The organism is Sphingobium sp. AntQ-1, assembly GCF_028538045.1.
In the GTDB taxonomy this organism is placed as follows: domain Bacteria; phylum Pseudomonadota; class Alphaproteobacteria; order Sphingomonadales; family Sphingomonadaceae; genus Sphingobium; species Sphingobium cupriresistens.
Genome location: NZ_CP117158.1, coordinates 2,774,458 through 2,795,838, shown reverse-complemented (window position 1 = coordinate 2,795,838; position 21,381 = coordinate 2,774,458). Strand labels below are relative to the sequence as shown.

The 21,381-nt window shown below is 66.0% G+C and carries 19 protein-coding genes; 6 read left to right on the top strand and 13 right to left on the bottom strand.

Going from position 1 to position 21,381, the window contains the following annotated elements; genetic code table 11:
* Positions 1–42 precede the first annotated feature (42 nt).
* The 4 genes from sphantq_RS13955 (at position 43) to sphantq_RS13940 (ending at position 3,898) form a co-directional block, all read left to right on the top strand.
* Positions 43–1,428 carry a peptidylprolyl isomerase gene (locus sphantq_RS13955; protein ID WP_066600637.1) on the top strand — a complete coding sequence of 462 codons (1,386 nt, stop codon included), beginning with the start codon at positions 43–45 and terminating at the stop codon, positions 1,426–1,428.
* On the top strand, positions 1,406–2,428 hold the full coding sequence (gene pdxA / locus sphantq_RS13950; protein ID WP_272800236.1) for a 4-hydroxythreonine-4-phosphate dehydrogenase PdxA: 1,023 nt from the start codon (positions 1,406–1,408) through the stop codon (positions 2,426–2,428). Before sphantq_RS13955 ends, pdxA begins: the two co-directional genes overlap by 23 nt.
* Positions 2,421–3,257 carry a 16S rRNA (adenine(1518)-N(6)/adenine(1519)-N(6))-dimethyltransferase RsmA gene (rsmA, locus tag sphantq_RS13945; protein WP_272798765.1) on the top strand — a complete coding sequence of 279 codons (837 nt, stop codon included), beginning with the start codon at positions 2,421–2,423 and terminating at the stop codon, positions 3,255–3,257. Before pdxA ends, rsmA begins: the two co-directional genes overlap by 8 nt.
* Before the next feature lie 89 nt (positions 3,258–3,346).
* A complete protein-coding gene (locus sphantq_RS13940) occupies positions 3,347–3,898 on the top strand; it encodes a pseudouridine synthase (protein ID WP_066600631.1) in 552 nt (183 codons plus the stop codon).
* A gap of 185 nt (positions 3,899–4,083) precedes the next feature.
* On the opposite strand, the gene sphantq_RS13930 is transcribed toward sphantq_RS13940, so the two are convergent.
* The 10 genes from sphantq_RS13930 to ptsP all read right to left on the bottom strand — a co-directional run bounded on the left by sphantq_RS13930 (position 4,084) and on the right by ptsP (position 16,830).
* Complete coding sequence (locus tag sphantq_RS13930) at positions 4,084–5,235, bottom strand: ribosomal protein uL16 3-hydroxylase (protein WP_129926482.1); 1,152 nt, start codon at positions 5,233–5,235, stop codon at positions 4,084–4,086.
* Between the two features lie 80 nt (positions 5,236–5,315).
* Positions 5,316–5,834 (bottom strand): tetratricopeptide repeat protein, encoded by a 519-nt coding sequence (locus sphantq_RS13925; protein WP_066604944.1) that lies wholly within the window; start codon positions 5,832–5,834, stop codon positions 5,316–5,318.
* A 92-nt stretch (positions 5,835–5,926) separates the two neighbouring features.
* On the bottom strand, positions 5,927–7,102 hold the full coding sequence (locus sphantq_RS13920; protein WP_272798764.1) for an RsmB/NOP family class I SAM-dependent RNA methyltransferase: 1,176 nt from the start codon (positions 7,100–7,102) through the stop codon (positions 5,927–5,929).
* Positions 7,103–7,288: 186 nt separating this feature from the next.
* The gene (guaB, locus tag sphantq_RS13915) at positions 7,289–8,746 is read right to left on the bottom strand and encodes an IMP dehydrogenase (RefSeq protein WP_066600625.1); all 1,458 of its coding nucleotides are present in this window, start codon (positions 8,744–8,746) and stop codon (positions 7,289–7,291) included.
* 437 nt (positions 8,747–9,183) lie between these two features.
* The gene (gene ftsH / locus sphantq_RS13910; RefSeq protein WP_272800235.1) at positions 9,184–11,133 is read right to left on the bottom strand and encodes an ATP-dependent zinc metalloprotease FtsH; all 1,950 of its coding nucleotides are present in this window, start codon (positions 11,131–11,133) and stop codon (positions 9,184–9,186) included.
* Between the two features lie 99 nt (positions 11,134–11,232).
* Positions 11,233–11,424 carry a hypothetical protein gene (locus sphantq_RS13905; RefSeq protein WP_066600622.1) on the bottom strand — a complete coding sequence of 64 codons (192 nt, stop codon included), beginning with the start codon at positions 11,422–11,424 and terminating at the stop codon, positions 11,233–11,235.
* A gap of 130 nt (positions 11,425–11,554) precedes the next feature.
* A complete protein-coding gene (gene tilS / locus sphantq_RS13900) occupies positions 11,555–12,517 on the bottom strand; it encodes a tRNA lysidine(34) synthetase TilS (protein ID WP_129926485.1) in 963 nt (320 codons plus the stop codon).
* A complete protein-coding gene (locus sphantq_RS13895) occupies positions 12,508–13,446 on the bottom strand; it encodes a hypothetical protein (protein ID WP_272798763.1) in 939 nt (312 codons plus the stop codon). The genes tilS and sphantq_RS13895 overlap by 10 nt, the downstream gene beginning before the upstream one ends.
* 91 nt (positions 13,447–13,537) lie before the next feature.
* Positions 13,538–14,482, bottom strand: coding sequence for a helix-turn-helix domain-containing protein (locus sphantq_RS13890; protein ID WP_272798762.1), 945 nt, complete (start codon positions 14,480–14,482; stop codon positions 13,538–13,540).
* Between the two features lie 74 nt (positions 14,483–14,556).
* Positions 14,557–16,830 carry a phosphoenolpyruvate--protein phosphotransferase gene (ptsP, locus tag sphantq_RS13885; protein ID WP_066600613.1) on the bottom strand — a complete coding sequence of 758 codons (2,274 nt, stop codon included), beginning with the start codon at positions 16,828–16,830 and terminating at the stop codon, positions 14,557–14,559.
* A gap of 159 nt (positions 16,831–16,989) precedes the next feature.
* Between ptsP and sphantq_RS13880 the strand changes: the two genes are divergently transcribed.
* Positions 16,990–18,147: a pyridoxal phosphate-dependent aminotransferase gene (locus tag sphantq_RS13880; RefSeq protein WP_272798761.1), complete on the top strand. Its 1,158-nt coding sequence runs from the start codon at positions 16,990–16,992 to the stop codon at positions 18,145–18,147.
* A 186-nt stretch (positions 18,148–18,333) separates the two neighbouring features.
* A complete protein-coding gene (locus sphantq_RS13875) occupies positions 18,334–19,500 on the top strand; it encodes a pyridoxal phosphate-dependent aminotransferase (RefSeq protein WP_129926487.1) in 1,167 nt (388 codons plus the stop codon).
* 111 nt (positions 19,501–19,611) lie between these two features.
* On the opposite strand, the gene sphantq_RS13870 is transcribed toward sphantq_RS13875, so the two are convergent.
* From sphantq_RS13870 to sphantq_RS13860, 3 genes are read right to left on the bottom strand one after another with little or no spacing between them, the layout of a single operon-like run.
* Positions 19,612–20,091, bottom strand: a complete 480-nt coding sequence (locus tag sphantq_RS13870) for an SRPBCC domain-containing protein (protein WP_272798760.1) — start codon at positions 20,089–20,091, stop codon at positions 19,612–19,614.
* Positions 20,088–20,579: a VOC family protein gene (locus tag sphantq_RS13865; protein WP_066600604.1), complete on the bottom strand. Its 492-nt coding sequence runs from the start codon at positions 20,577–20,579 to the stop codon at positions 20,088–20,090. Before sphantq_RS13865 ends, sphantq_RS13870 begins: the two co-directional genes overlap by 4 nt.
* Positions 20,579–21,376 (bottom strand): VOC family protein, encoded by a 798-nt coding sequence (locus tag sphantq_RS13860; protein WP_066600597.1) that lies wholly within the window; start codon positions 21,374–21,376, stop codon positions 20,579–20,581. Before sphantq_RS13860 ends, sphantq_RS13865 begins: the two co-directional genes overlap by 1 nt.
* Between the last annotated feature and the right edge of the window lie 5 nt (positions 21,377–21,381).

Genomic DNA, 21,381 nt, shown 5'->3' with positions numbered 1-21,381 from the left:
AGCGCATCACGCGCCGGTTCGTATTGGAGATTTTTGCCGACGATGCTGCCTGTCGCTTCCTCGCCCATCAGCCTGTTTCATGGCGTCCGTTCGGGCCTTCGCACCCTGCTCCTGTCTTCGGCGCTGATCAGTGTCGGCGTCCAGCCGCTTCTCGCCCAGACGGTCGATGACGGCAGCGATGTCGCGACGCAGCAACTTAACCTGCCCAAGGACGTGACCGTCTTTGGCAAGAGCGACCCCAATGTCCGCAAGGCGACGGCGATCGTCAACGGCCGGATCATCACGGGTACGGACATTGACCAGCGCCTCGCGCTCATCATCACCGCCAATGGCGGCAAGGTGGAGGAAGCGGAGAAGGAGCGACTGCGCGTCCAGGTTCTGCGCAACCTGATCGACGAAACGCTCCAGATCCAGGAAGCCGCCGCCAACGACATCAAGGTCGATCCGGCAGAAGTCCAGCAAAGCTATGAGCGCGTGGCGGCCAATTTCCGCCAGTCGCCGACCCAGTTCGACGCTTATCTGCGCGAAAAGGGCAGCTCCGCCGCCAGCATCAAGCGCCAGATCGAGGGCGAACTGGCTTGGAGCCGTCTGCAACGCCGCAACATCCAACCGTTCGTCAACGTGTCGGAAGACGAAGTGAAGTCGGTGGTCGACCGCCTGAACGCCGCCAAGGGCAGCGATGAATATCGGATCGGCGAAATCTATCTGTCGGCGACCCCGGAAAATCGCGCGCAGATCGTCGCCAACGCGCGCAACATCATCGAGCAGATTCAAAAGGGCGGCAGCTTCCCGGCCTATGCCCGACAGTTTTCCGAAGCCTCGACCGCAGCGGTCGGCGGCGATCTGGGCTGGGTCCGCCCCGCGCAGTTGCCGCCCGAACTGGCGCAGGCCGCTGCGGAAATGCAGGTCGGCCAGATCGCTGGGCCGATCGAAACCGTGGGCGGCGTGTCACTGGTCTATGTCATGGACAAACGGAAGGTCCTGACCGCCGATCCGCGCGATTCGCTGCTCAGCTTGAAACAGCTTTCCGTGCTTTTCCCCAAGGGAACGACCAAGGAACAGGCCAGCGCCAAGGCCGCCAGCTTCGCCGCCGCGATCAAGGAGATCAAGGGGTGCGGCCAGGCGAATGAGGTCGGGGCGAAGATCGGCGCCGACGTGGTCGATAACGACAATGTCAAGGTGCGCGACCTGCCGCCGCAGTTGCAGGACATATTGATTAATCTGCAGGTCGGCGAATCGACTCCGCCTTTTGGCTCGATCGACGATGGCGTGCGCGTGCTGGTGGTTTGCGGTCGCGACGATCCGGTGTCAGCCAACGCCCCCAACGCCGAACAAATCCAGGCGCAGTTGGAAGAAGAACGGGTCAACAAGCGCGCGCGCATCTACCTGCGTGACCTTCGTCGTGATGCGGTCATCGAATATAATTGACGTCGCGCCTCTCGCGCCCTTTGCGGTGTCGCTCGGCGATCCCGCCGGAATTGGGCCGGAGATCGTCGCGAAAAGCTGGGTGATGCGCGAAGCGCGCGGCCTGCCGCCCTTCTTCGCGGTGGGCGACGCCGCGTCGCTCCGCGCGGTATGGCTGGGACCGATCACGATCATCGGCGCGCCGGAGGAAGCCGCCGACGCGTTCGGCACGGCCTTGCCTTGCCTTCAGGTCGCCGACGCGGGCGAAATCGTGCCGGGCAGCCCCAGCATCGACGGCGCGCGCACCGCGTTCCAGGCGCTCGAAGTCGCGGTCGGCCTCGCGCGGCAAGGGTCCGCCGCCGGGATCGTGACCGCGCCGGTGGGCAAGGAACAGCTATATGGCGTCGGCTTCACCCATCCGGGCCAGACCGAATTCGTTGCCGAACGCTGCGGCGTGTCGCTCCATAATGCGGTGATGATGCTGGCCGGACCGTCGCTGAAAGTCGTGCCAATCACCATCCATATCCCGCTGGCCGATGTGCCGTCGGTGCTGACCATCGACCTGATCCGCGCGCGTGCGCTGACCACCGCCAAGGGATTGCAGCGCAATTTCGGTATCGTCCGCCCGCGCCTCGCCGTAGCGGGTCTGAACCCCCATGCCGGCGAAAATGGCGCGCTGGGCCGGGAAGAGATCGACGTGATCCGTCCCGCCATCGATCTGCTCCGCGAAGACGGCCTCGATATCGTCGGCCCGCTCGCCGCCGACGGCATGTTCCATGCCCGCGCCCGCGAAGCCTATGACGCCGCGCTCTGCATGTATCACGATCAGGCGCTGATCCCGATCAAGACGCTCTATTTCGACGAAGGCGTCAACATCACGCTGGGCCTGCCGATCGTGCGCACATCGCCCGACCATGGCACAGCCTTCGGCATCGCCGGCACCGACAGCGCCAATCCCGGCGCGATGATGGCCGCGCTCAAGATGGCGGCCGAAGCCGCGCGCGCCCGCATCGCCCATGGCTGACACCCGCCCCATATTGCCGCCGCTCCGCGACGTGATCGCGCGCCACGGCCTTGCCGCCAGCAAGGCGCTAGGCCAGAATTTCCTGCTCGACGAACAATTGCTCGACCGGATCGCCGCCATTCCCGGCGCGCTGGCCGACGCCCCGACGTTCGAAGTCGGTCCCGGCCCTGGCGGCCTGACCCGCGCGATCCTGCGCGCCGGGGCGCGGCTGGTCGCGGTCGAGCGCGATCGCCGCTGCCTGCCCGCGCTCGCCGAACTGGAGGAGGCCTTCCCCGGCCAGCTCCGCGTTATCTCCGGCGACGCGATGGCGGTCGACGCCCATGCCGAGGCGGGCGACGGCGCCCATATCATCGCCAACCTCCCCTATAATGTCGGCACGCCGCTGCTCGTCGGCTGGCTATCCGCCGAATGGGGGCCGCTGCCCTGGTGGTCCAGCCTGACGCTGATGTTCCAGATGGAAGTCGCCGAGCGCATCGTCGCCAAGGCCGGATCCGACCATTATGGCCGCCTGGCCGTCCTGTCCCAATGGCGCAGCGACGCGAAGATCGCGATGAAGGTCCACCGCAGCGCCTTCACCCCCCCGCCCAAGGTGATGTCCGCCGTGGTCCACATCACCCCCAGGCTGGCACCCGACGGGGTGCAGCTCAAATATCTCGAACGCCTCACCGCCGCCGCCTTCGGCCAGCGCCGCAAGATGATGCGCCAGAGCCTGAAAGGCCTGCCCGGCGCACTCGACGCACTGGACAATCTCGGTATCGACCCGCAACGCCGCGCCGAAACCGTCAGCGTCGAGGAATTTGTCGCCATCGCACGGATATTGAGCCGTTAAATCCCAAGCCGATATTCAGCCCATCCGTTCGTGCTGAGTAGAGACTGAGCCTGTCGAAGGCTCGTATCGAAGCATTGTCTGGAAACCCCATGTCCCGCCTGATCCTGTTCAACAAGCCCTATGACATGCTGTCGCAATTCACCGATCGCGGCACCGACACGGCGCGCGCGACCCTGTCCGACTGCATCGCCGTGCCGGGCGTCTATCCCGCCGGCCGGTTGGACCGCGATAGCGAGGGGTTGTTGCTGCTGACCGACGACGGCCGGCTGCAATCGCGCATCGCCGATCCCAAATATAAAACCGCGAAAACCTATCTGGCGCAGGTCGAGGGCGACGTCACCGACGCCGCGATCGCCACGCTCCGCCGCGGCGTGGGCCTCAAGGACGGTCTTACTGGACCGGCCGATGTCGAACGGATCGACGCGCCAGACCTCTGGCCCCGTAATCCGCCGATCCGCGTGCGCAAGGCGATTCCCGACAGTTGGATCAGCCTCACTATCCGCGAAGGCCGCAATCGGCAGGTCCGCCGCATGACCGCCGCGGTCGGCCATCCCACCTTGCGCCTCGTCCGCTGGCGCATCGGTGACTGGACGCTCGATGGCTTGCAACCGGGCGAATGGCGCGAGGTTCAGGTCGGCTGATCGGCATTACCGGGCAGGCGTAACAAACGCTTGCCCTTGGTCCGGCTGGTCAGATGATATTGGTCGCACCGGTCGCAACGATAGGTCCGCAGCGGCACGCTCCCCTCCAACGCCGCCGCCAGGGCCGCCTCCTGCGAGCCGAACCGCCGCTTGCGCGCGCAAATGCTGAGTCGCGTGCGAATCGCTCAATCCTCGGTCAGGAAGCTGACGCTACCTTCATTATAGAGCGTGACCACCAACGCCATCGCTTCATCGGCCTCCATCAGCACTGGATCGATCAGGACGCTGTCCGCCGCGCAAATCTGCCGGGCCAGCACCGCCACATCGCCGCTGCAATCATGACTTTCGCCATCGACGAATAATGTCACCGCGCCCTCCCCCGCCGCCACGAAGGCGAAGCGACTCGCCGGATTGCGGCACAGCGCGACGCCCTCCTCCACCAGTTCCCGCACATCCTCGACCGCGATCGGCTCTTCCGGCCGGAAGTCCAGTTCGGGATATTTACGCTCGCTACTATATTCCCCAAACCAGCGGGCGAAGGCCGCGCGATCGCTCAGCGCGTCGCCGACCATCGCCTGCAACCGCGCCAGCGCCGCCGCGCCGATCTCGCCCGGATTGGCCTGCGTCATCAGATCCGGGTCGGCATAGCGGTCGTCATCATCCATGCCGCCGACGACATGGGCGCAAAATTGCTCGACCAGTTCGCTGCGCGACGGGGCGCGAAAGCCGACCGAATAGGTCATGCAATCGTCGCCTACGGCCACGCCATTATGCGCGACGCCCGGCGGCACATAGAGGATGTCGCCCGGCTCCAGCACCCATTCGGCTTCGGACTGGAAATCGGCCAGCAGGCGCAGATCCTCATGCAGCATCAGCGGCGTATCGGCGTCGCACCGCCCGCCCACCTGCCAGCGCCGCCGGCCCAGCCCCTGGATCAGGAACACGTCATATTGGTCGTAATGCGCGCCCACGCCGCCGCCGTCGGTGGCGTAGCTGACCATCACGTCGTCGATCCGCCAGTTAGGGATGAAGCGGAACGGCGCCACCAGCGCGGCGACGGCCGGCACATGCATGTCCACCGCCTGCACCAGCAATGTCCAGGGGCTGCGGCCCATCGCGCCGAACCGGTCTTCGGGCAGCGGCCCATGTTCGACCATCCAGCGCCCGTCGCCCTGGCCGATCAGCCGCGACTCGACGCCTTCCTCGCATGCCAAACCCGCCAGTTCGTCCGGTTCCAGCGGGTTCACCCACGCCGCCCACGGATTGCGGATCAGCAGCGGTTTCTTCTGCCAATAATCGCGCAGGAACAGGTCGACGTCGAAATCTGTGAAGTGCATGGGCTGCCCGCGGTTCAGCGGCGCGCCTCATGCGCCCGCCCAACGGCCTTGCCGGGCTAACCCGACGAAGTCAAAGCGCGTTAAGGCGTTTGCGTCGGCGCCGCCTTGGGCACGGTCACCGCGTCCTTGCTCGTCATCGCGACGGCGGGCGGCCCTTTCTGGATCGCCGCGGCCAGCTTGCCGACCGACGCGCAGTCGCCCTTGCACAAGGCTTGCGCCTGCGCGAGCACATCCTTCGCCTTGGCGATCGCGCCCTTTTCGACCATCGCCTCGCCCTGCCCGGCCAGCGCGGCGACATCGGTGGGGTCAAGCAGCAGCGCTTCTTTGTAAAGGCGGATCGCCTTGCCCTGCAGCCCCTGCGCGCGTGCGACTTCGGCCAGTTCGACAAAGGCGGCGCGGTTGCGCGGATCGATCGCCAGCGCGCTTTCCAGCGCATCCGTCGCGCCTTCCAGATTGCCGGCCTTGTGCGCGGCCTCGCCCGCCTTCTGCCATTCGACCGACTGGGGGCTGATCTGACTATCCGGCTTCTGGCTCAGGCCTACGCTCGACACGGTGGTCAGGACGATAGCGAGCGCAATCGAGGCGGGGGTAAAACGCATTAATATCTCCAGCCATGTTTCAGGCGCTGATTTCGGCCCATAGCCCACGCCCCAAGTGTCGCGATTTTGCGGGCGCTTGTCCATGGCCTGTTTCATCCCTCCCGGCGCAGCCGCGCAAAGAAGAAGCCGTCGCTGCCGTCATGCCCCGGCGTCAGCAGCAGCCCCGCGCCATGCGCCCGGCCGACGGGCAGGTCGATCGGCTCCGCCGTCCACCCCGCATGGCGGGCCAGAAAGGCGTCGACCTGCCCGCGCCCTTCGCGCTCGGTCAGCGCGCAGGTCGCATAGACCAGCGCCCCGCCCGGCGCCAACAGGGGCGCCGCAAAATCGAGGATGCGGGCCTGTTCCGCGACCAGCCGGTCGAGCCGCGCCTGCGTCAGCCGCCAACGCGCCTCCGGGTTGCGCCGCCAGGTGCCAGTGCCCGAACAGGGCGCATCGACCAGCACCACGTCCACTTGGCCGTTCAAACTCTCCAGCCCCCGCGCCTCATGACTCTGGTCCAGCAACAGCGTCTCGATGAAGGTCGCGTCCGCACGCGCCGCGCGCGGTTCAAGCCGCGCCAACCGCGACCGGATCGTGTCAGCGGCGACCAAAGTCCCGCGCCGCGCCATCGCGCCCGCCAGCGCCAGCGTCTTGCCACCCGCCCCGGCGCACAGATCGACCACCGTCATGCCCGGCTGCACCCCGCACGCCGCCGCGATCCACTGGCTGCCGGCGTCCTGCACCTCGACCAGCCCGTCCTTCCACGCCGCCTGCTGCTCGACGGGAAAGCCTTCGGGCAGGCGCAGCCCGTCGGGCAGGCCGGCGATCGACGTCGCATCGGGCAGCGCAGGCGCGACCGCCTCCGGCGTCGCCTTCAGCCGATTGACGCGCAAATCCACAGGCGCGCGGCCCAGCAGCGCATCCTGCTCCACCTTGTCCGCCAGCAAGCCTTGCAGCCATTCTGGCACCGCGCCCGCCTCAGCCCCCGTCTCGCCCGGCTCGATCGGCAAGGGTGCATGGGTCGATCCGTCGAACAGCGCAGCCATGTCCGGCCGCTCCAGCGCCACGCCAATCATCGCCGCGCGCCCTGTCTCCGGCCGCTCCGCCGCGCGACGGATCGCGTCATAGACATGGTCGCGCACCGCCCGCCGATCCCGCGACCCGGCATAGCGCCTTTCCTTGAAATAGCGCGCGATCAGCGTATCAGCCGCCGGCCCGCCATCGCGCGCCGACGCAATGATGGCGTCCAGCAGATCGATCGCAGCCTGAATACGAGCGGACGGGGTCATATCCTCCCCGACACGGGGAGGGGGACCAGCCAGAGGCTGGTGGAGGGGGCGGGCGGCAAACGCGACATTTCTGGAAATAGCTGCATGAAAAGTCGTAAAAAGTCACTCAACGAAGGTCGTGAGGAAAGGCTATCCCCCTCCACCACTGGCTTCGCCAGCGGTCCCCCTCCCCGTGTCGGGGAGGATTTACCGCGTCGGATAATTGGGCGCTTCCCGCGTGATCGTCACGTCATGGACATGGCTTTCCGAAAGCCCGGCATTGGTGATCTGCACGAAGCGCGCGCGCTCCTGCAAATCCTTGATTGTGGCGCTGCCGGTATAGCCCATCGCCGCCTTTACGCCGCCGACCAACTGGTGGATGACATCCTTGGCCGGTCCCTTGAACGGCACCTGGCCTTCAATGCCTTCTGGCACCAGCTTCATCTGGTCCTTGATGTCCGCCTGGAAATAGCGGTCGGCGGACCCGCGCGCCATCGCGCCTACGCTGCCCATGCCGCGATAGCTCTTGTACGCGCGGCCCTGGTATAGGAACGTCTCGCCCGGCGCTTCGGCGGTGCCGGCCAGCAGCGATCCCACCATGACGCAACCCGCGCCGGCCGCCAGCGCCTTGGCCAGATCGCCCGAAGTGCGCAGTCCACCATCGGCGATTACCGGCACGCCCTGCTTGGCGGCTTCCTCGGCGGAGTCCATAACCGCCGTCAGCTGCGGCACGCCCACGCCCGCGACAACGCGGGTGGTGCAGATGGACCCCGGCCCGATACCCACCTTCACGCAATCCGCGCCCGCGCCGATCAGCGCCTTGGTCGCTTCGGCGGTGGCGACATTGCCCGCGACCACCTGCACATGGTTGGACAGTTTCTTCACCGCCTCGACGGCAGCCGACACCTGGGTACTATGGCCGTGCGCGGTATCGATGACGATCAGGTCGCATTCCGCGTCGATCAGCGCCCGGCTGCGCTCCAGCCCCGTTTCACCGACCGTCGTCGCGGCGGCGACGCGCAGGCGGCCCGTCCCGTCCTTGGTCGCCTGCGGATAGGTAACGGCCTTCTCGATATCCTTGACCGTGATCAGGCCGACGCAATGATAGCCCTCGTCCACCACCAGCAGCTTTTCGATCCGGCGCTGGTGCAGCAGCCGCTGCGCCTCTTCCTGGCCCACGCCGACCTTGACCGTGGCGAGGTTATCTTTGGTCATCAGCTCGCTGACCGGTTGCTTGGGATTTTCCGCAAAGCGCGTGTCGCGATGCGTCAGGATGCCGACCAGCTTGCCATTGGCTTCCACGACCGGAATGCCGCTGATCTTGTGCCGCTGCATCAGCATCTGCGCGTCGGCCAGCGTCGCGGTGGGCAGGATGGTGATCGGGTTGACCACCATGCCGCTCTCGAACCGCTTGACCGCGCGCACGGCGTCCGCCTGCTCCTCGACGGTCATGTTCCGGTGCAACACGCCAATCCCGCCCAACTGCGCCATGACTATCGCCATGTCGGCCTCGGTCACCGTGTCCATCGCCGACGACAGGATCGGGATGTTCAACTTGATCTCGCGCGTGACGAAAGTGGACGTGTCCGCCTGGCTGGGCAGCACATCGGATTCGCCGGGCTGCAACAGCACGTCGTCAAAGGTGAGGCCGAGGCGGATATCCATGGAAAAAGCCACTTTCTGCTGCGGAACCGACGCCGAAAAAGACGGCGCTTCCGGGGGATTTGTGGCGGCCCATGTAACCACTATGGGCGCGCACGGCCAGACCCTTTGGGGGATTTATTGTGGAGGCCGAAGGCCGCCGCGCCATTACCGGCGAAAGTCGCGAGCGGCGATATGTCTGCCATCTTGGCAGCGATAGGAGAGCCGCCGCAAGACCCCCATCCAACCTTCTCCGCGCCTCTGCCTCTTCGCGCGATTATAGTATTGCGCGGAGCGCGTTAGTCACGCCGGGATGAGCAATCGCTCGTTGCGCAAGCCCACCCCCTAACCCCTTACTGCCGGCGCAAGGGGGAACAAGGTCCGCTTCTGGCCGTCAGCACCCGACTACGAAAAAGGGCGCAGCCTCAGCCACGCCCCTTTCCCTGACCCAATGACAGCCCTCAGGCCCCAGCAGGGCTCGCCTCACCGAACGGTCCCTTGCGCTTGCGTGTCCGCGGGATGGAGGAACCCGCCGCCGGAATCACCGAAGGCTTGATCGTCGTGCCGTCGTCGCGGGTGATCTCGCCCTTTTCCAGCAGCGCCTTGATCTCCTCGCCGCTCAGCGTCTCATATTCCAGCATCGCGTTGGCCAGCAGGTGCAACTGGTCCTCGTGACCCGTCAGCAATTCCTGCGCACGGGCATAGCCCTTTTCCACCAGTCCACGAATTTCCGCATCGATCAGCTTGGCCGTCTCGTCGGACATATGGACCCGCTGGCTCTGCGAATAGCCCAAGAACGTCTCGCCCTGCTGCTCTTCATATTGCAGCGGCCCCAGCTTGTCCGACATGCCCCATTGGGTGACCATGTCGCGCGCCAGTTTGGTCGCGTACTGGATGTCGCCAGACGCGCCGCTCGACACTTTGTCATAGCCGAAGATGATTTCCTCAGCGACGCGCCCGCCCATGGCGACGGCCATGTTCGCGTGCATCTTGTCGCGATGATAGCTGTAGCTGTCCCGTTCCGGCAGGCGCATGACCATGCCCAGCGCGCGGCCGCGCGGGATGATCGTCGCCTTGTGGATCGGGTCGGACGCGGCTTCATGGACCGACACGATAGCGTGGCCCGCTTCATGATAGGCGGTCATCTTCTTCTCGTCGTCAGTCATGACCATGGAACGGCGTTCCGCGCCCATCATCACCTTGTCCTTGGCCGATTCGAACTCGTCCATCGCCACCAGTCGCTTGCCGCGCCGCGCCGCCGTCAGCGCCGCTTCGTTGACAAGGTTGGCGAGGTCCGCACCAGAAAAGCCCGGCGTGCCGCGCGCGATCACGCGGGGATCGACGTCAGGGGCCAGCGGCACCTTCTTCATATGCACGGCCAAAATCTTCTCGCGCCCGTCGATGTCGGGACGAGGCACGACGACCTGACGGTCGAACCGGCCCGGCCGCAGCAGCGCAGGGTCCAGCACGTCGGGGCGGTTGGTCGCCGCAACGATGATGATGCCTTCATTGGCCTCGAAGCCGTCCATTTCGACCAGCAACTGGTTCAGCGTCTGCTCGCGCTCGTCATTGCCATTGCCCAGGCCCGCGCCGCGATGGCGGCCGACCGCGTCGATTTCGTCGATGAAGACGATGCAGGGCGCGTTCTTCTTCGCCTGTTCGAACATGTCGCGCACGCGGCTGGCGCCCACGCCCACGAACATTTCGACAAAGTCGGAACCGGAAATGGTGAAGAAGGGAACACCCGCCTCGCCCGCGATCGCGCGGGCCAGCAGCGTCTTGCCGGTGCCGGGCGAACCGACCAGCAAAGCGCCCTTGGGGATCTTGCCGCCCAGGCGCGCGAACTTCGTCGGATCTTTCAGGAATTCGACGATTTCCTGCAACTCCTCGCGCGCTTCGTCGATACCGGCGACGTCATCGAACGTCACCTTGCCATGCTTTTCGGTCAGCAGCTTGGCCTTGGACTTGCCAAAGCCCATAGCGCCGCCCGCGCCGCCGCCCTTCTGCATCTGGCGCAGCACGAAGAAAGCGATGCCCAGGATCAGCAGGAACGGCAGCGACTGATAGATGAGAATCTGCCAGAAGCTGGGCTGGTCCTGCGCCTGGCCCGAATATTTGACGCCATTATCGTCCAGCAGGCTGGTCAGGCCCGGATCATTGACCGGCACGGTCGTGAACTTCTGCCCGCTCGACAAGGTGCCGCTGATCTTGTCCGGCGCGATCGCGACGTCCTTGACCTGGCCTTCCTGCACCTTGGACCGAAATTCGGAATAGGCGATGCCCGATCCCGCGCTGGACGCGGTCCGGCTGTCGAACAGCGACACGAACATCAGCAGGGCGACGATCACGCCCGCCCAAATCATGGCGCTCTTGATCCAGGGATTGCCCTGCGGGTCTTTTTCGTCGTTCATCATCACTCGCTTTCACCGGCCAAGATAGGGCGCGCCGACAAAAGCGCAAGCGCGCGCCGCCGCGTTCCGCCCGCTATTTCATGCGCCGTTAGCCGTCGTTCAGACCGCGCCCAGCAAGGTCAGCGCAACATAGGACAGCGCCAACGCCACGCCGCCCGACAGACCGCACAGCAGATAGCCGACATAGAGCAGCAGCGGCGGATGCGGGCGCCCCCGCTTGCGATTACGCTGCGCCGCCGAAAGAATGACACTGGCCAACAGGCCATAGGTCAGTGCCGCAAACTCCACCATGCACCATATTCCCCGCTATAAAGCGCGCAGGATAGCCATGACAGCGATTAAGGAAAGGTCATTGCGCCGCGTCAAATCGGCGAAGCGTGGGGGGATCGCGACAATCCGCGGAACCTTTCCGTAACGATCTCTAGAACGTCCGCCGCGGCGGTGCAGGATGCAGCGTCCACACCGCCCCGCCCTTCAATAGCCAGCCGCCCAAACTGATCTGCCTGCCCGCCATGGCGGCTCCAATAGCGCGATCCAGGCTATCGCCACGCTGCGGCCTGCACCCGGCCCGTTCCAGCATAAGCGACAGTAACCGCCGCAGATATTCGCGCGGAACATCGGTGCGCGCGAGCCGCCACCCCGCCCCGTCGGCCCGCACATGCGCCGCCGCCAGCGCTGCCACGCTCCAGTCGATCGCCTCGTCCGCCTCCGCCAGCGCCGCCGCGCTGCGCGCCGCCGCCTGGACGTCCAGCCAGGACGCATCGGCCAACGCCTTCCGCAGCGCCGCCCGGTCAAAGCGCGGATCGGCGTTGGACGGATCATGGACATGGGGCAGCCCCTCGACCTGCGCCAGCGCCTCCAGCGCCGCCTTGCGCACGCCCAGCAGCGGACGGATCACCCGGCCCGCGCCCGCCTCCGACCGCGCCCGCACGCCGGCCAGCCCACCGACGCCCGACCCGCGATTCAGCCGCATCAGCATGGTTTCCAGTTGGTCGTCGGCATGGTGGGCGGTCATGATCCAATCGATCCCCTGCGCCGCCCGCCACGCCTCGATCAACCGATAGCGCAGCGCCCGCGCCCAAGCCTGAACATTGCCCGCCACCGGCCGGTCGGGCGTCAGCGTGGCATGGGCGATGTCCTGATCGGCGCACCAGCGCGCGACCATGGCCGCTTCCCCCGCCGAGTCTGCGCGCAACCGATGATCGACCGTCACCGCCGCCACGCGATCCGGAAAGGCGCGCACGGCCAACCACAGCAAAGCCATGCTGTCCGGCCCGCCCGACACCGCGACGCCGAAACGCGCCGCCGGGTCGTCCCCGACCAGCGTCCGCGTCACCGCGTCCAGCCGCGCCACCAGCGCGGTCGCTTCGTTGGTCAGCTGCACTTCGCCTTGGCGCGACCCGCGGTCATCATGCCGCGCAGGGAGGAAGACAGGCTCTCGCCATAGACCTGCTCCAGTTCCTGATAGACCTTGCACGCATCGGCCGGCTTCTTGAGCTGGATCAGCGCGTCGCCCAGATAGGCCAGGCTGTCGGGCGCACGGTCGCCGCGCGGACGCTTCTGGTAATTTTCATAGAAGGCGACCGACGCCAGCGCCGGCTTGCCATCGTCCAGATAGGCCCGGCCCAGCAGGTTCTGCGCCTTGCTGGCGATTGAACTGTCGCCATATTTCTCGACCGTCGCCTTTAGCTGGCCTTGCGCCTCAGGATAGAATTTCGCGTCCCATAGACGGAAACCATAAGTATAGGCGTCATCCGCCGCATCGCCGGTGTCGGGGTGCTCGACCGCTGCGACGGCGGTCTTGCGCGCGTCGCTCGCGACCGGCGGTGCGGCGACCGGAGCCGGCTTGGAGGCTGGCTTGGGCGCTGCGGAACGGGGCGTGACGGGCGCAACCTCTGCCGCCACAGGCGCCGGCACCGGCGGCGCTTCGGCGGCGGGCGCCATACGCGCGTCAGTCTCCGCCTTATATTTGTTGAACGCCTCCTCCAACTGGCGCAGCTTATAGCTATTCTGCTCCACCTGCCCCGTGACCGACGCCAGTTGCGATTCCAGCGCGCCGACCCGTGCGGTCAGGTCCGCGATCGGGGTGGAGGCGGGCGATCCCGGCGCGATCGTCGGCGTGGCCGGACGGCTGATTTCCGCCTCGATCGGGGTTCCGGCTGGAAACACCTTGCGCTGCACCGCGCGCATTTCCTTTTCCAGCCGGTCGACCCGCACCTCCACCGGCGCGTTCTGCGCAGCGGCGGGCAGGGTCATGACAGGCATGGCAACGGCCAGCAAAGCCGCCGTTGTCGCAAGAAGGGCGTTACGCATGATGATCCCCGACTGATATTCCTGGCTTAACCATAAGGCGATATTTCGCGCGGTAAAGCGCGACGTCGCCCGTCACCCCCGGCGGCGCGCGTCAGGGCTGCGGCGCAGCGGCGCCGTCGCCCGCCGGCGCAACCGCGGCTGGGGCAGGCGGCGCGCTGATCTCGCTGGACGCAGGCGCAGGAGCGGTGCGCCGTTGCGCAGGACGTGACGGCGCCGCAGACGGGCGCGTTCCCCGCGCTGGCATGGCCTCCGCCGGGGCTTCGCCCCGCGCCAGCAGCGCTTCGGCGCTGACCGGCACGTCGGCGATGGTGCGATCGGCCGCACCAAGCGGCGGCATCACTTTGCCGCCCACTGTCACGCTCAGCGCCTGAGGGCGACCCGTCAGGATCATCGGCCCATTGGCGGTCGACGGCAGGGTAAAGCTCTCGCCCTTCTTCAGCAGACCGTCCTTCAACCGCTCGCCTGCGTCGTCATAGATGCGCAGCCAGACGTCGTCGATAGCGGTGAACACTACCGGCTGGGCGGCGGGCGCGACGGGGTCAGCGCCGGCGGGACGCGCGGCCGCAGGCTGGGCCTGCTCCTGGGCGATTTCTTCGCCGGTCGGCAACGTCATCAACTGGGTCCGCCAGATGGTGTAGCCCGCGATCAGCACGACGACGATCGCCAGCACGACCCATGCCAATCGGCGGGGCGGCACGCGCGCCGGATCGACCGGCTCGAACGCCTCGTACCGCGCGCCCATGTCGCTATTATGCACGCCATGGCGCACCTGCGCCGCGATCGCCACCTCGTCCAGATCGACCGCGCGGGCATAGGCGCGGGCGAACCCGACGGCATAGGGAATGCCCGGCAGGGCCGCATAATCGTCGCGCTCGACCGCTTCCAACTGACGCTGGGCGATGCGCGTGCGGGTCGCGACATCCTGGATCGAAAGGCCCCGCGCCTCCCGCGCGGCGCGCAGCTTGGCGCCGGGGGTTGACGGCTGCGCTTCCGGCGCGCCCTGTGCGCCGGTTTCGAGTTCTGGTTCGTCTGCCATGCTGCTCCGCGACCTGTGATGGCCGGCCTTGTCTCATTGCGGGACGGGCGTTGTCAACGCCGCGTCCGCCCATTTCAGCTCAGTTCGATGTTCCGTTCAATCGCCCATCGGGTCAACCGTCCACGAATGTCGATGACCCCGTCGTCCAGCAACTCCCGCATCAGCGTGCGCAACTCTTCCGCATCGATCGCGCGGATCATCGCCTTGACTGGCCCGACCGACGCGGGCGTGATCGACAGCCGGCGCACGCCCAGCCCGACCAGCGCCATCGCCTCCAGCGTGCGCCCGCCCATTTCGCCGCACACGCCGACCGGCACCTGATAGTCGTGGCATGTTCGCACCACCCGGTCCAGGAAGCGCAGGATCGCGATGCTCAGCCAGTCGTAGCGTTCCGCCAGCTTGGGATGGGCGCGATCGGCGGCAAACAGGAATTGGGTCAGGTCGTTGGTCCCGATCGACAGGAAATCCAGCTTGGGCAGCAGGATATCCAGCACTTCGGCCAGCGCCGGCACCTCCAGCATCGCGCCATAACGCACCGCGATCGGCAGCTTCTTCTTGCGCGCCTGCAACCATTCGCGCTGATGCTCGACCAGCGCGCGCGCTTCCTCATATTCCCACGGCTCCGACACCATCGGAAACATGACGTGCAACATTTTGCCCGCGCTCGCCTCCAGCAACGCCCGCGCCTGCGCCTTCATCAGGGCGTCGCGGTCCAGCGCCAGCCGCAGCGCGCGCCAGCCCATCGCCGGATTATCCTCATGCTCGTCATCGTCGCGCTGCATATAGGGCAGCGCCTTGTCGCCGCCGATATCGACGGTGCGGAAGATGACGGGCCGGTCGCCCGCCGCATCCAGCACATCCTTGTAAAGTCGCTGCTGCTTCTCACGTTGCGGCAACGTGGCCGACACCAGGAACTGAAACTCGGTGCGAAACAGCCCGATCCCGTCTGCGCCCACCATGTCCAGCGCCTGCGCATCCTCGCGCAATCCGGCATTGACCATCAGCTCGACCCGCTGCCCGTCCGCCGTCACCGACGGCAGGTCGCGCATCGCGACGAACTCGGCGCGGCGCTTCTGCGTCACGTGCAATTTATTCTCGAACGCCTCCTCCATGTCGGCGGTCGGGCGGATCAACAGCGCATTGGCGCCGACGTCCATCAGCACAAGGTCACCTTCATTCACCAGATGGCGAATGTCGCGCACCCGGCCCAGCACCGGCACGCCCATGGCGCGCGCGACGATGGTGACATGCGCGGTCAGCGACCCTTCCTCCAGGATCACGCCCTTCAGCCGCCGGCGGTCATATTCCAGCAGCTCCGCCGGCCCAAGATTGCGCGCGATCAGGATCGCGTCCTGCCGCAGCCCCATCTGCGCCGCCGTACCCAACTGCCCCGAAACGATCCGCAGCAGGCGGTTGGCCAGATCCTCCAGATCGTGCATCCGGTCGGAAAGCAGCGGATCGTCGATCTGCCGCATCCGCATCCGCGTGCGCTGCTGCACCCGCTCGATCGCCGCCTCGGCGGTCAGGCCGCTGTCGATCGCCTCGTTGATGCGCCGCGTCCAGCCCTCGTCATAGGCGAACATCTTGTAGGTTTCGAGCACCTCCTGATGCTCGCCCTCCATGCCGAACTCGGCCGCGCCGGTCATCCGGTCGATCTGTTCGCGCATCTTGGTGAAGGCGGAAATGACGCGCTGCCGCTCCGCCTCGGTATCCTCCGCGACGGTATGTTCGATATGGACGCGCGGCTGGTGGAACACGACATGGCCGCGCGCCATGCCCATCACCAGCTGCAACCCGTGCAACATGGTCGTGCCGGTGTCGGTCACCCGCTGGTCGGCCGGGCCGTCATCGGCGAGCTCAGCATTGGCGATCAGCTCGGACATCACCATCGCGACGGTCTGGAGCGCCTCGATCTCCACTTCCTCATATTTGCGCGGATCGGCATGTTGCACGCACAGAACGCCGATGGCGCGCTCGCGCCGTACGATCGGCACGCCGGCGAAGCTGTGGAACAATTCCTCGCCGGTTTCGGGGCGATAGGAAAAATCGGGATGCGACGCGGCCTCGTCCAGGTTCAGCGTCTCGACATTGGTGGCGATCAGGCCGACCAGCCCCTCCCCCATCGCCATGCGGGTGACATGGACAGCCTCCTGCTTCAGCCCGCGGGTCGCGAACAGCTCCAGCACGCCCTCGCGCACCAGATAGATGGAGCAGACCTCGCTCGACAGCGACTCGCCGATAATCTCTACCACCTTGTTCAATTTGGCCTGGGCGCTATTGCGCGCGGCCATCACCTCCTGCAGGCGAACGAGAATTTGGCGGGCGGCGGCGGCGGGTGTGCTGGGCATATTATTGCGCTATCAGATTGAAGCCCGGCTTTCCAAGGCGTTTCCGTTCACCGCGCCGGCAATATTGTTCGACAGGCCATATTTGCATGGCGGAAACATTCTGTACAATCGTCCATCAAGTGGAAAGCCCGTCACCGGGCGCGCAGGGAGAACGGGATCATGGCGACGCGACTTCAACCAGAAATGGAACAGGATCTGATCGATCGCGGCTATTCGCGCCGCCAACTGGCGAAGGTCGCCGCCCTGCTCGGCGCGGGCGCCGCCGCCATCCGCGTGACGGGTGCGGGCGCGCAGCAGGCGGCAAAGGCGGTTGCGGGCGCGGTGCGCATCGGCGCCAACGAATGTTGGACCGGCCCCTTCCCCGTCGCGGCCAAGGCGGCGTTCAAACTGGTGGAGGAAGGCAATCGCTACGAACCGGACAATGAACATCAGAAATTGTTCGACGCCGTCGCATCGGTGGAGGGCATTCCGGCCGACCGCATCGTTGCCTGGCCCGGATCGTCCGACCCGCTTAGCCGCGTCGCGGTCGCCTATGCCTCGCCCACGCGCGGCATCGTCACCGCCGACCCCACCTATGAAGCGATCTGGCGCACCGGCGACTGGCTGGGCGCGAAGGTGACGAAGGTGCCGCTGACCAGCGACTACCGCCATGACGTAAAGGCGATGCTGGCGGCCGATCCCAATGCCGGCGTCTATTATGTCTGTTCGCCCAACAACCCGACCGGCACCGTCACGCCGATCGCCGACATCGAATGGCTGGCCAACAACAAGCCCAAGGATTCGATCCTGGTTGTGGATGAAGCCTATATTCATTGGGTCGATGGCCCCAACGCCGCCAAGCTCGCCGCCACCCGCGACGATGTGCTGATCCTGCGCACCTTCTCGAAGCTGTTCGGCATGGCCGGGATGCGGCTCGGCCTCACCTTCGCCGCGCCTTCGCTGATGGAAAAGATGATGCGCTATGACGGCGGCCAGGTCACGGGCATGTTGCCGATGACCGCCGTCGCCTGCGGCACCGCCTCCGTCACCGAAGCGGCCCTCATCAAGGCGCGCCGCGCCGAAATGAACGCCGCCCGCGAAAAGTCGGTCAGCCATTTGAAGGCCAAGGGGATCAAGGTCATTCCCGGCAGCCAGGCGAACATGTTCATGATCGACTGGGGCAAGCCCGCCAAGGACATGCAGGCCGCCCTGCTCGCCGCCAATGTGCAGATCGGCCGCAGCTGGCCGATCTGGCCCAACGTCTCGCGCGTGTCGGTCGGCTCGATGGAGGAAATGGAAGCGTTCAACGCCGCCGTCGACACGGTCTGGAAGGCCTGAAATACGGATTGAGCAAGAATAGCGTGTTCCCGCGCAGGCGGGAACACGCCACGTAGGACACGGCCATATGATCGGCCAAAAACGCATAAAAATTGCGAAAATACGGGGCGGCGCATTGTGGAAATGCGCCGCTCTTTCGTTTTCCCCCATGAGATTTGAAACCGAAATCAGACGGGGACGGACGACATGACCATGATGCTGACCAAAGACGCCAAGGACGACATGATCGAGCGCGGCTATTCCCGCCGCCAACTGGGTGAAATCACCGCGCTGCTCGGCGCGGGCGTCGCCGCCAGTTCGCTGCTGGGCGGAAGTGCCATGGCGCAGCAGCAGGCCGCGCGCGGCGTGAAGGGCGCGGTGCGCATCGGTTCCAACGAATGCTGGGCCGGCCCCTTCCCTTCGGGCGTTCAGGCCGCCGCCGAAGCCGCCTCGTTCGGCAACTGGTACGACCCCGACAATTATAAGGGCGACCTCATCAAGACCGTCGCCACCGTCGAAGGCATCCCCGAAGCGCAGGTCATGCCCTGGCCAGGGTCAGGCGGCCCGCTGGTCAGCATCGTGGCGGCCTATTGCTCGCCGACCAAGGGTCTGGTCACCGCCGACCCGACCTTCGAATCCGCGTGGCGCACGGCTGATTACATGAAGGCCCCCATCGCCAAGGCGCCCCAGGCGATCGGCAAGGGCCATGACGTCAAGGCGATGCTCGCCGCCAACCCCAATGCCGGCCTCTATTATATCTGCACCCCCAACAACCCGACCGGCACCATCACCCCACTGGCCGACATCAAGTGGCTGCTGGACAACAAGCCGGCCGATTCCATGCTGCTGGTGGACGAAGCCTATATCCACTTCTCCGAAGCCCCCAGCGCCGCCTCGCTGATCGGCGCCCGCAAGGACATCATTGTCATGCGGACCTTCTCGAAGCTGTTCGGCATGGCCGGCGTGCGCCTTGGCCTCACCTTCGCCGACCCCGAAGTGCAAAAGCGCATTTCGCTCTTCGGTCCCTCGGCCGGCGGCCTGGCGATCACCGCCATGCATTGCGGCAACGCGGTCTACAAGGAAGCCGCCCTCATCAAGGCGCGCCGCGCCGAAATGATCGGCAACCGTGACGAAACCATCGCATGGCTGACCAAGAAGGGTATCGAAGTCCATCCCGGCAGTCAGGCGAACATGTTCATGGTCGACTGGAAGAAGCCGGCCAAGGAGATGCAGGCCGCGCTGATCGCCGCGCCAGAAAAGGTGCAGATCGGCCGCAGCTGGGCGATCTGGCCCAACGTCTCGCGCGTGACCGTAGGTTCCGCAGACGACATGGCCAAGTTCCGCGCCGCTGTGGACAAGGTCTACAAGGCGTAAACGCCCGACATAGCGTCACGAAGGAGAGGGCGTCCGGGAAACCGGGCGCCCTCTCCTTTCATGCTCGATCGCGATCGTCTCTTGCGCCGCCCCATCGATCGCAAGGCGACGCTAAGCGCTCGCCGCCGACGTCTCGCACAGCGCCTTATACTGGGCCATCATCTGGTCCCAGCCGGGATGGAAACCCATCGCCTCATGCCGCGCCTTCGCCTCGGCATCCCAATGGCGCGCGGTCGCGGTGAAGCGCGTGCCGCCATCGCCGTCCACATCCTCGTCGGCAAAGTCCCAGATCGCCGACATGAACGGCGTCTGCGGCGCCCAGCCTGCGGCATAGGCGTCGGTCGTCACCACCCGCTCGCCCGGCGCCACCTCCAGGAAGACGCCCTCCATCGGCCCCGTCTCCTCGCCGTCGGGTCCGAACATCTGCACCGCGCTGCGCCCGCCGGGCCGCAAATCCTCCTCGATCACGTCGGCGCGCCAGGGCTTGGGGCAGAACCATTCGTCCTTCAGGTCGGTCCACACCTTCCAGCAGATCGCGCGCGGCGCGGCGATATGACAGCTCACCGACAGTTCATGCTCGGCCTCGCTCATGCCGCCTCTCCGTCAAAGGCCGCCTGCATCGCGGCGGTATCCAGCTTCTGCATCGTCATCATCACCGCCATCATGCGGGCGATCGCCACCTTGTCGTCGCTGTGATAGTTCGCCATGATCGCCTTGGTGACTAATTGCCAGGACAGGCCATATTTGTCCTTCACCCAGCCGCACGGACCCGGCGATCCGCCATCGGCGATCAGCGCGTCATGATATCGATCCAGCTCCGCCTGATCCGCGCACTCGACCGACAGCGATATCGCCTCGTCAAAGGTGAATTGCGGGCCGCCGTTCAAAGCCTGATAGCTTTGCCCGAACAGGGTGAACTCGACCAGCAGCACGCTGCCGCCCGCCATCGGTGACGGCGAGGGATTCTCCTGTGGATAATAGCTGACATGATCGACCGAACCGCCGAACACGCCCGCATAATAACGCGCCGCTTCCTCGGCCTGGCCGTCGAACCAGAGGCAGGGCGATATTTTGCTCATCATGCGTCTCCCTTGCTGCCGACCAGCGCGAACATCGCGCCCTGCGGATCGGCCGCCTGGAGGATCCAAGCACCGCCCGGCACCTCCATCGGGCCGTTCAGCACCGCGCCGCCTCCGGCCTTCACCCGATCCACCGCCGCGTCGATATCGCCGACGGTGAAATAAAAGAGCCATGCCGGACCCGGCATTTCCTTGGGCGCCGGCATGATCCCGCCGGTCATGTCGGGGAAGTCCGCGCCGCCGGTCTGCGACACCAACTGATACAGCCCCATCTCGCCCATATCCATGGCCTCGCCCTTGGTCCAACCCAGCGCGCCGGTGTAGAACGCCATGTCCGCGTCGAAATCACCGCTATACAGTTCATGCCAGCCGACATGGCCGGACGCCATCGGCGGAGCCGCCTGCATCCCGTCTGGACTGGACCCCTTGAGCAGCATGAAGATCGCTCCGCCCGGATCGCTCATAACCGCAAAGCGCCCGACGCCGGGAATATCCTCGGCCGGGCGCTTCACCGTGCCGCCCGCCGCGCTCAACCGCGCGGCGTCCGCATCCACATCGGCCGACCCGACATAGCCACCCCACCAGGGCGTCATGCCGCATGTCCGGGCCTCGGCCGGGATCGCCATGACGCCGCCGACCGCGCCCGCGCTGCCCGACACGACATGATAAGGTTCGCCCAGATCGCCGCCAAAGGGCGCGTTCGTCCACCCTATCACATCGCCATAAAAAGCCAGCGCCGCCTGCGGATCGCTGGTCATCAACTCGTACCAGAAGAATTTGCCGGTCAGATCGGTCATGGTCT

Excerpts from the sequence above, each read along its gene's own strand:
- sphantq_RS13940 (WP_066600631.1), top strand. The coding sequence starts at position 3,347 with ATGTCCCGCCTGATCCTGTTCAACAAGCCCTATGACATGCTGTCGCAA.
- sphantq_RS13875 (WP_129926487.1), top strand. The coding sequence starts at position 18,334 with ATGACCATGATGCTGACCAAAGACGCCAAGGACGACATGATCGAGCGC.
- sphantq_RS13870 (WP_272798760.1), bottom strand. The coding sequence starts at position 20,091 with ATGAGCGAGGCCGAGCATGAACTGTCGGTGAGCTGTCATATCGCCGCG.
- sphantq_RS13955 (WP_066600637.1), top strand. The coding sequence starts at position 43 with ATGCTGCCTGTCGCTTCCTCGCCCATCAGCCTGTTTCATGGCGTCCGT.
- ftsH (WP_272800235.1), bottom strand. The coding sequence starts at position 11,133 with ATGAACGACGAAAAAGACCCGCAGGGCAATCCCTGGATCAAGAGCGCC.
- sphantq_RS13905 (WP_066600622.1), bottom strand. The coding sequence starts at position 11,424 with ATGGTGGAGTTTGCGGCACTGACCTATGGCCTGTTGGCCAGTGTCATT.
- sphantq_RS13890 (WP_272798762.1), bottom strand. The coding sequence starts at position 14,482 with ATGGCAGACGAACCAGAACTCGAAACCGGCGCACAGGGCGCGCCGGAA.
- pdxA (WP_272800236.1), top strand. The coding sequence starts at position 1,406 with ATGCGGTCATCGAATATAATTGACGTCGCGCCTCTCGCGCCCTTTGCG.
- ptsP (WP_066600613.1), bottom strand. The coding sequence starts at position 16,830 with ATGCCCAGCACACCCGCCGCCGCCGCCCGCCAAATTCTCGTTCGCCTG.
- rsmA (WP_272798765.1), top strand. The coding sequence starts at position 2,421 with ATGGCTGACACCCGCCCCATATTGCCGCCGCTCCGCGACGTGATCGCG.
- guaB (WP_066600625.1), bottom strand. The coding sequence starts at position 8,746 with ATGGATATCCGCCTCGGCCTCACCTTTGACGACGTGCTGTTGCAGCCC.
- sphantq_RS13865 (WP_066600604.1), bottom strand. The coding sequence starts at position 20,579 with ATGAGCAAAATATCGCCCTGCCTCTGGTTCGACGGCCAGGCCGAGGAA.
- sphantq_RS13930 (WP_129926482.1), bottom strand. The coding sequence starts at position 5,235 with ATGCACTTCACAGATTTCGACGTCGACCTGTTCCTGCGCGATTATTGG.
- sphantq_RS13920 (WP_272798764.1), bottom strand. The coding sequence starts at position 7,102 with ATGACCCCGTCCGCTCGTATTCAGGCTGCGATCGATCTGCTGGACGCC.
- sphantq_RS13895 (WP_272798763.1), bottom strand. The coding sequence starts at position 13,446 with ATGCGTAACGCCCTTCTTGCGACAACGGCGGCTTTGCTGGCCGTTGCC.
- sphantq_RS13925 (WP_066604944.1), bottom strand. The coding sequence starts at position 5,834 with ATGCGTTTTACCCCCGCCTCGATTGCGCTCGCTATCGTCCTGACCACC.
- sphantq_RS13880 (WP_272798761.1), top strand. The coding sequence starts at position 16,990 with ATGGCGACGCGACTTCAACCAGAAATGGAACAGGATCTGATCGATCGC.
- sphantq_RS13860 (WP_066600597.1), bottom strand. The coding sequence starts at position 21,376 with ATGACCGATCTGACCGGCAAATTCTTCTGGTACGAGTTGATGACCAGC.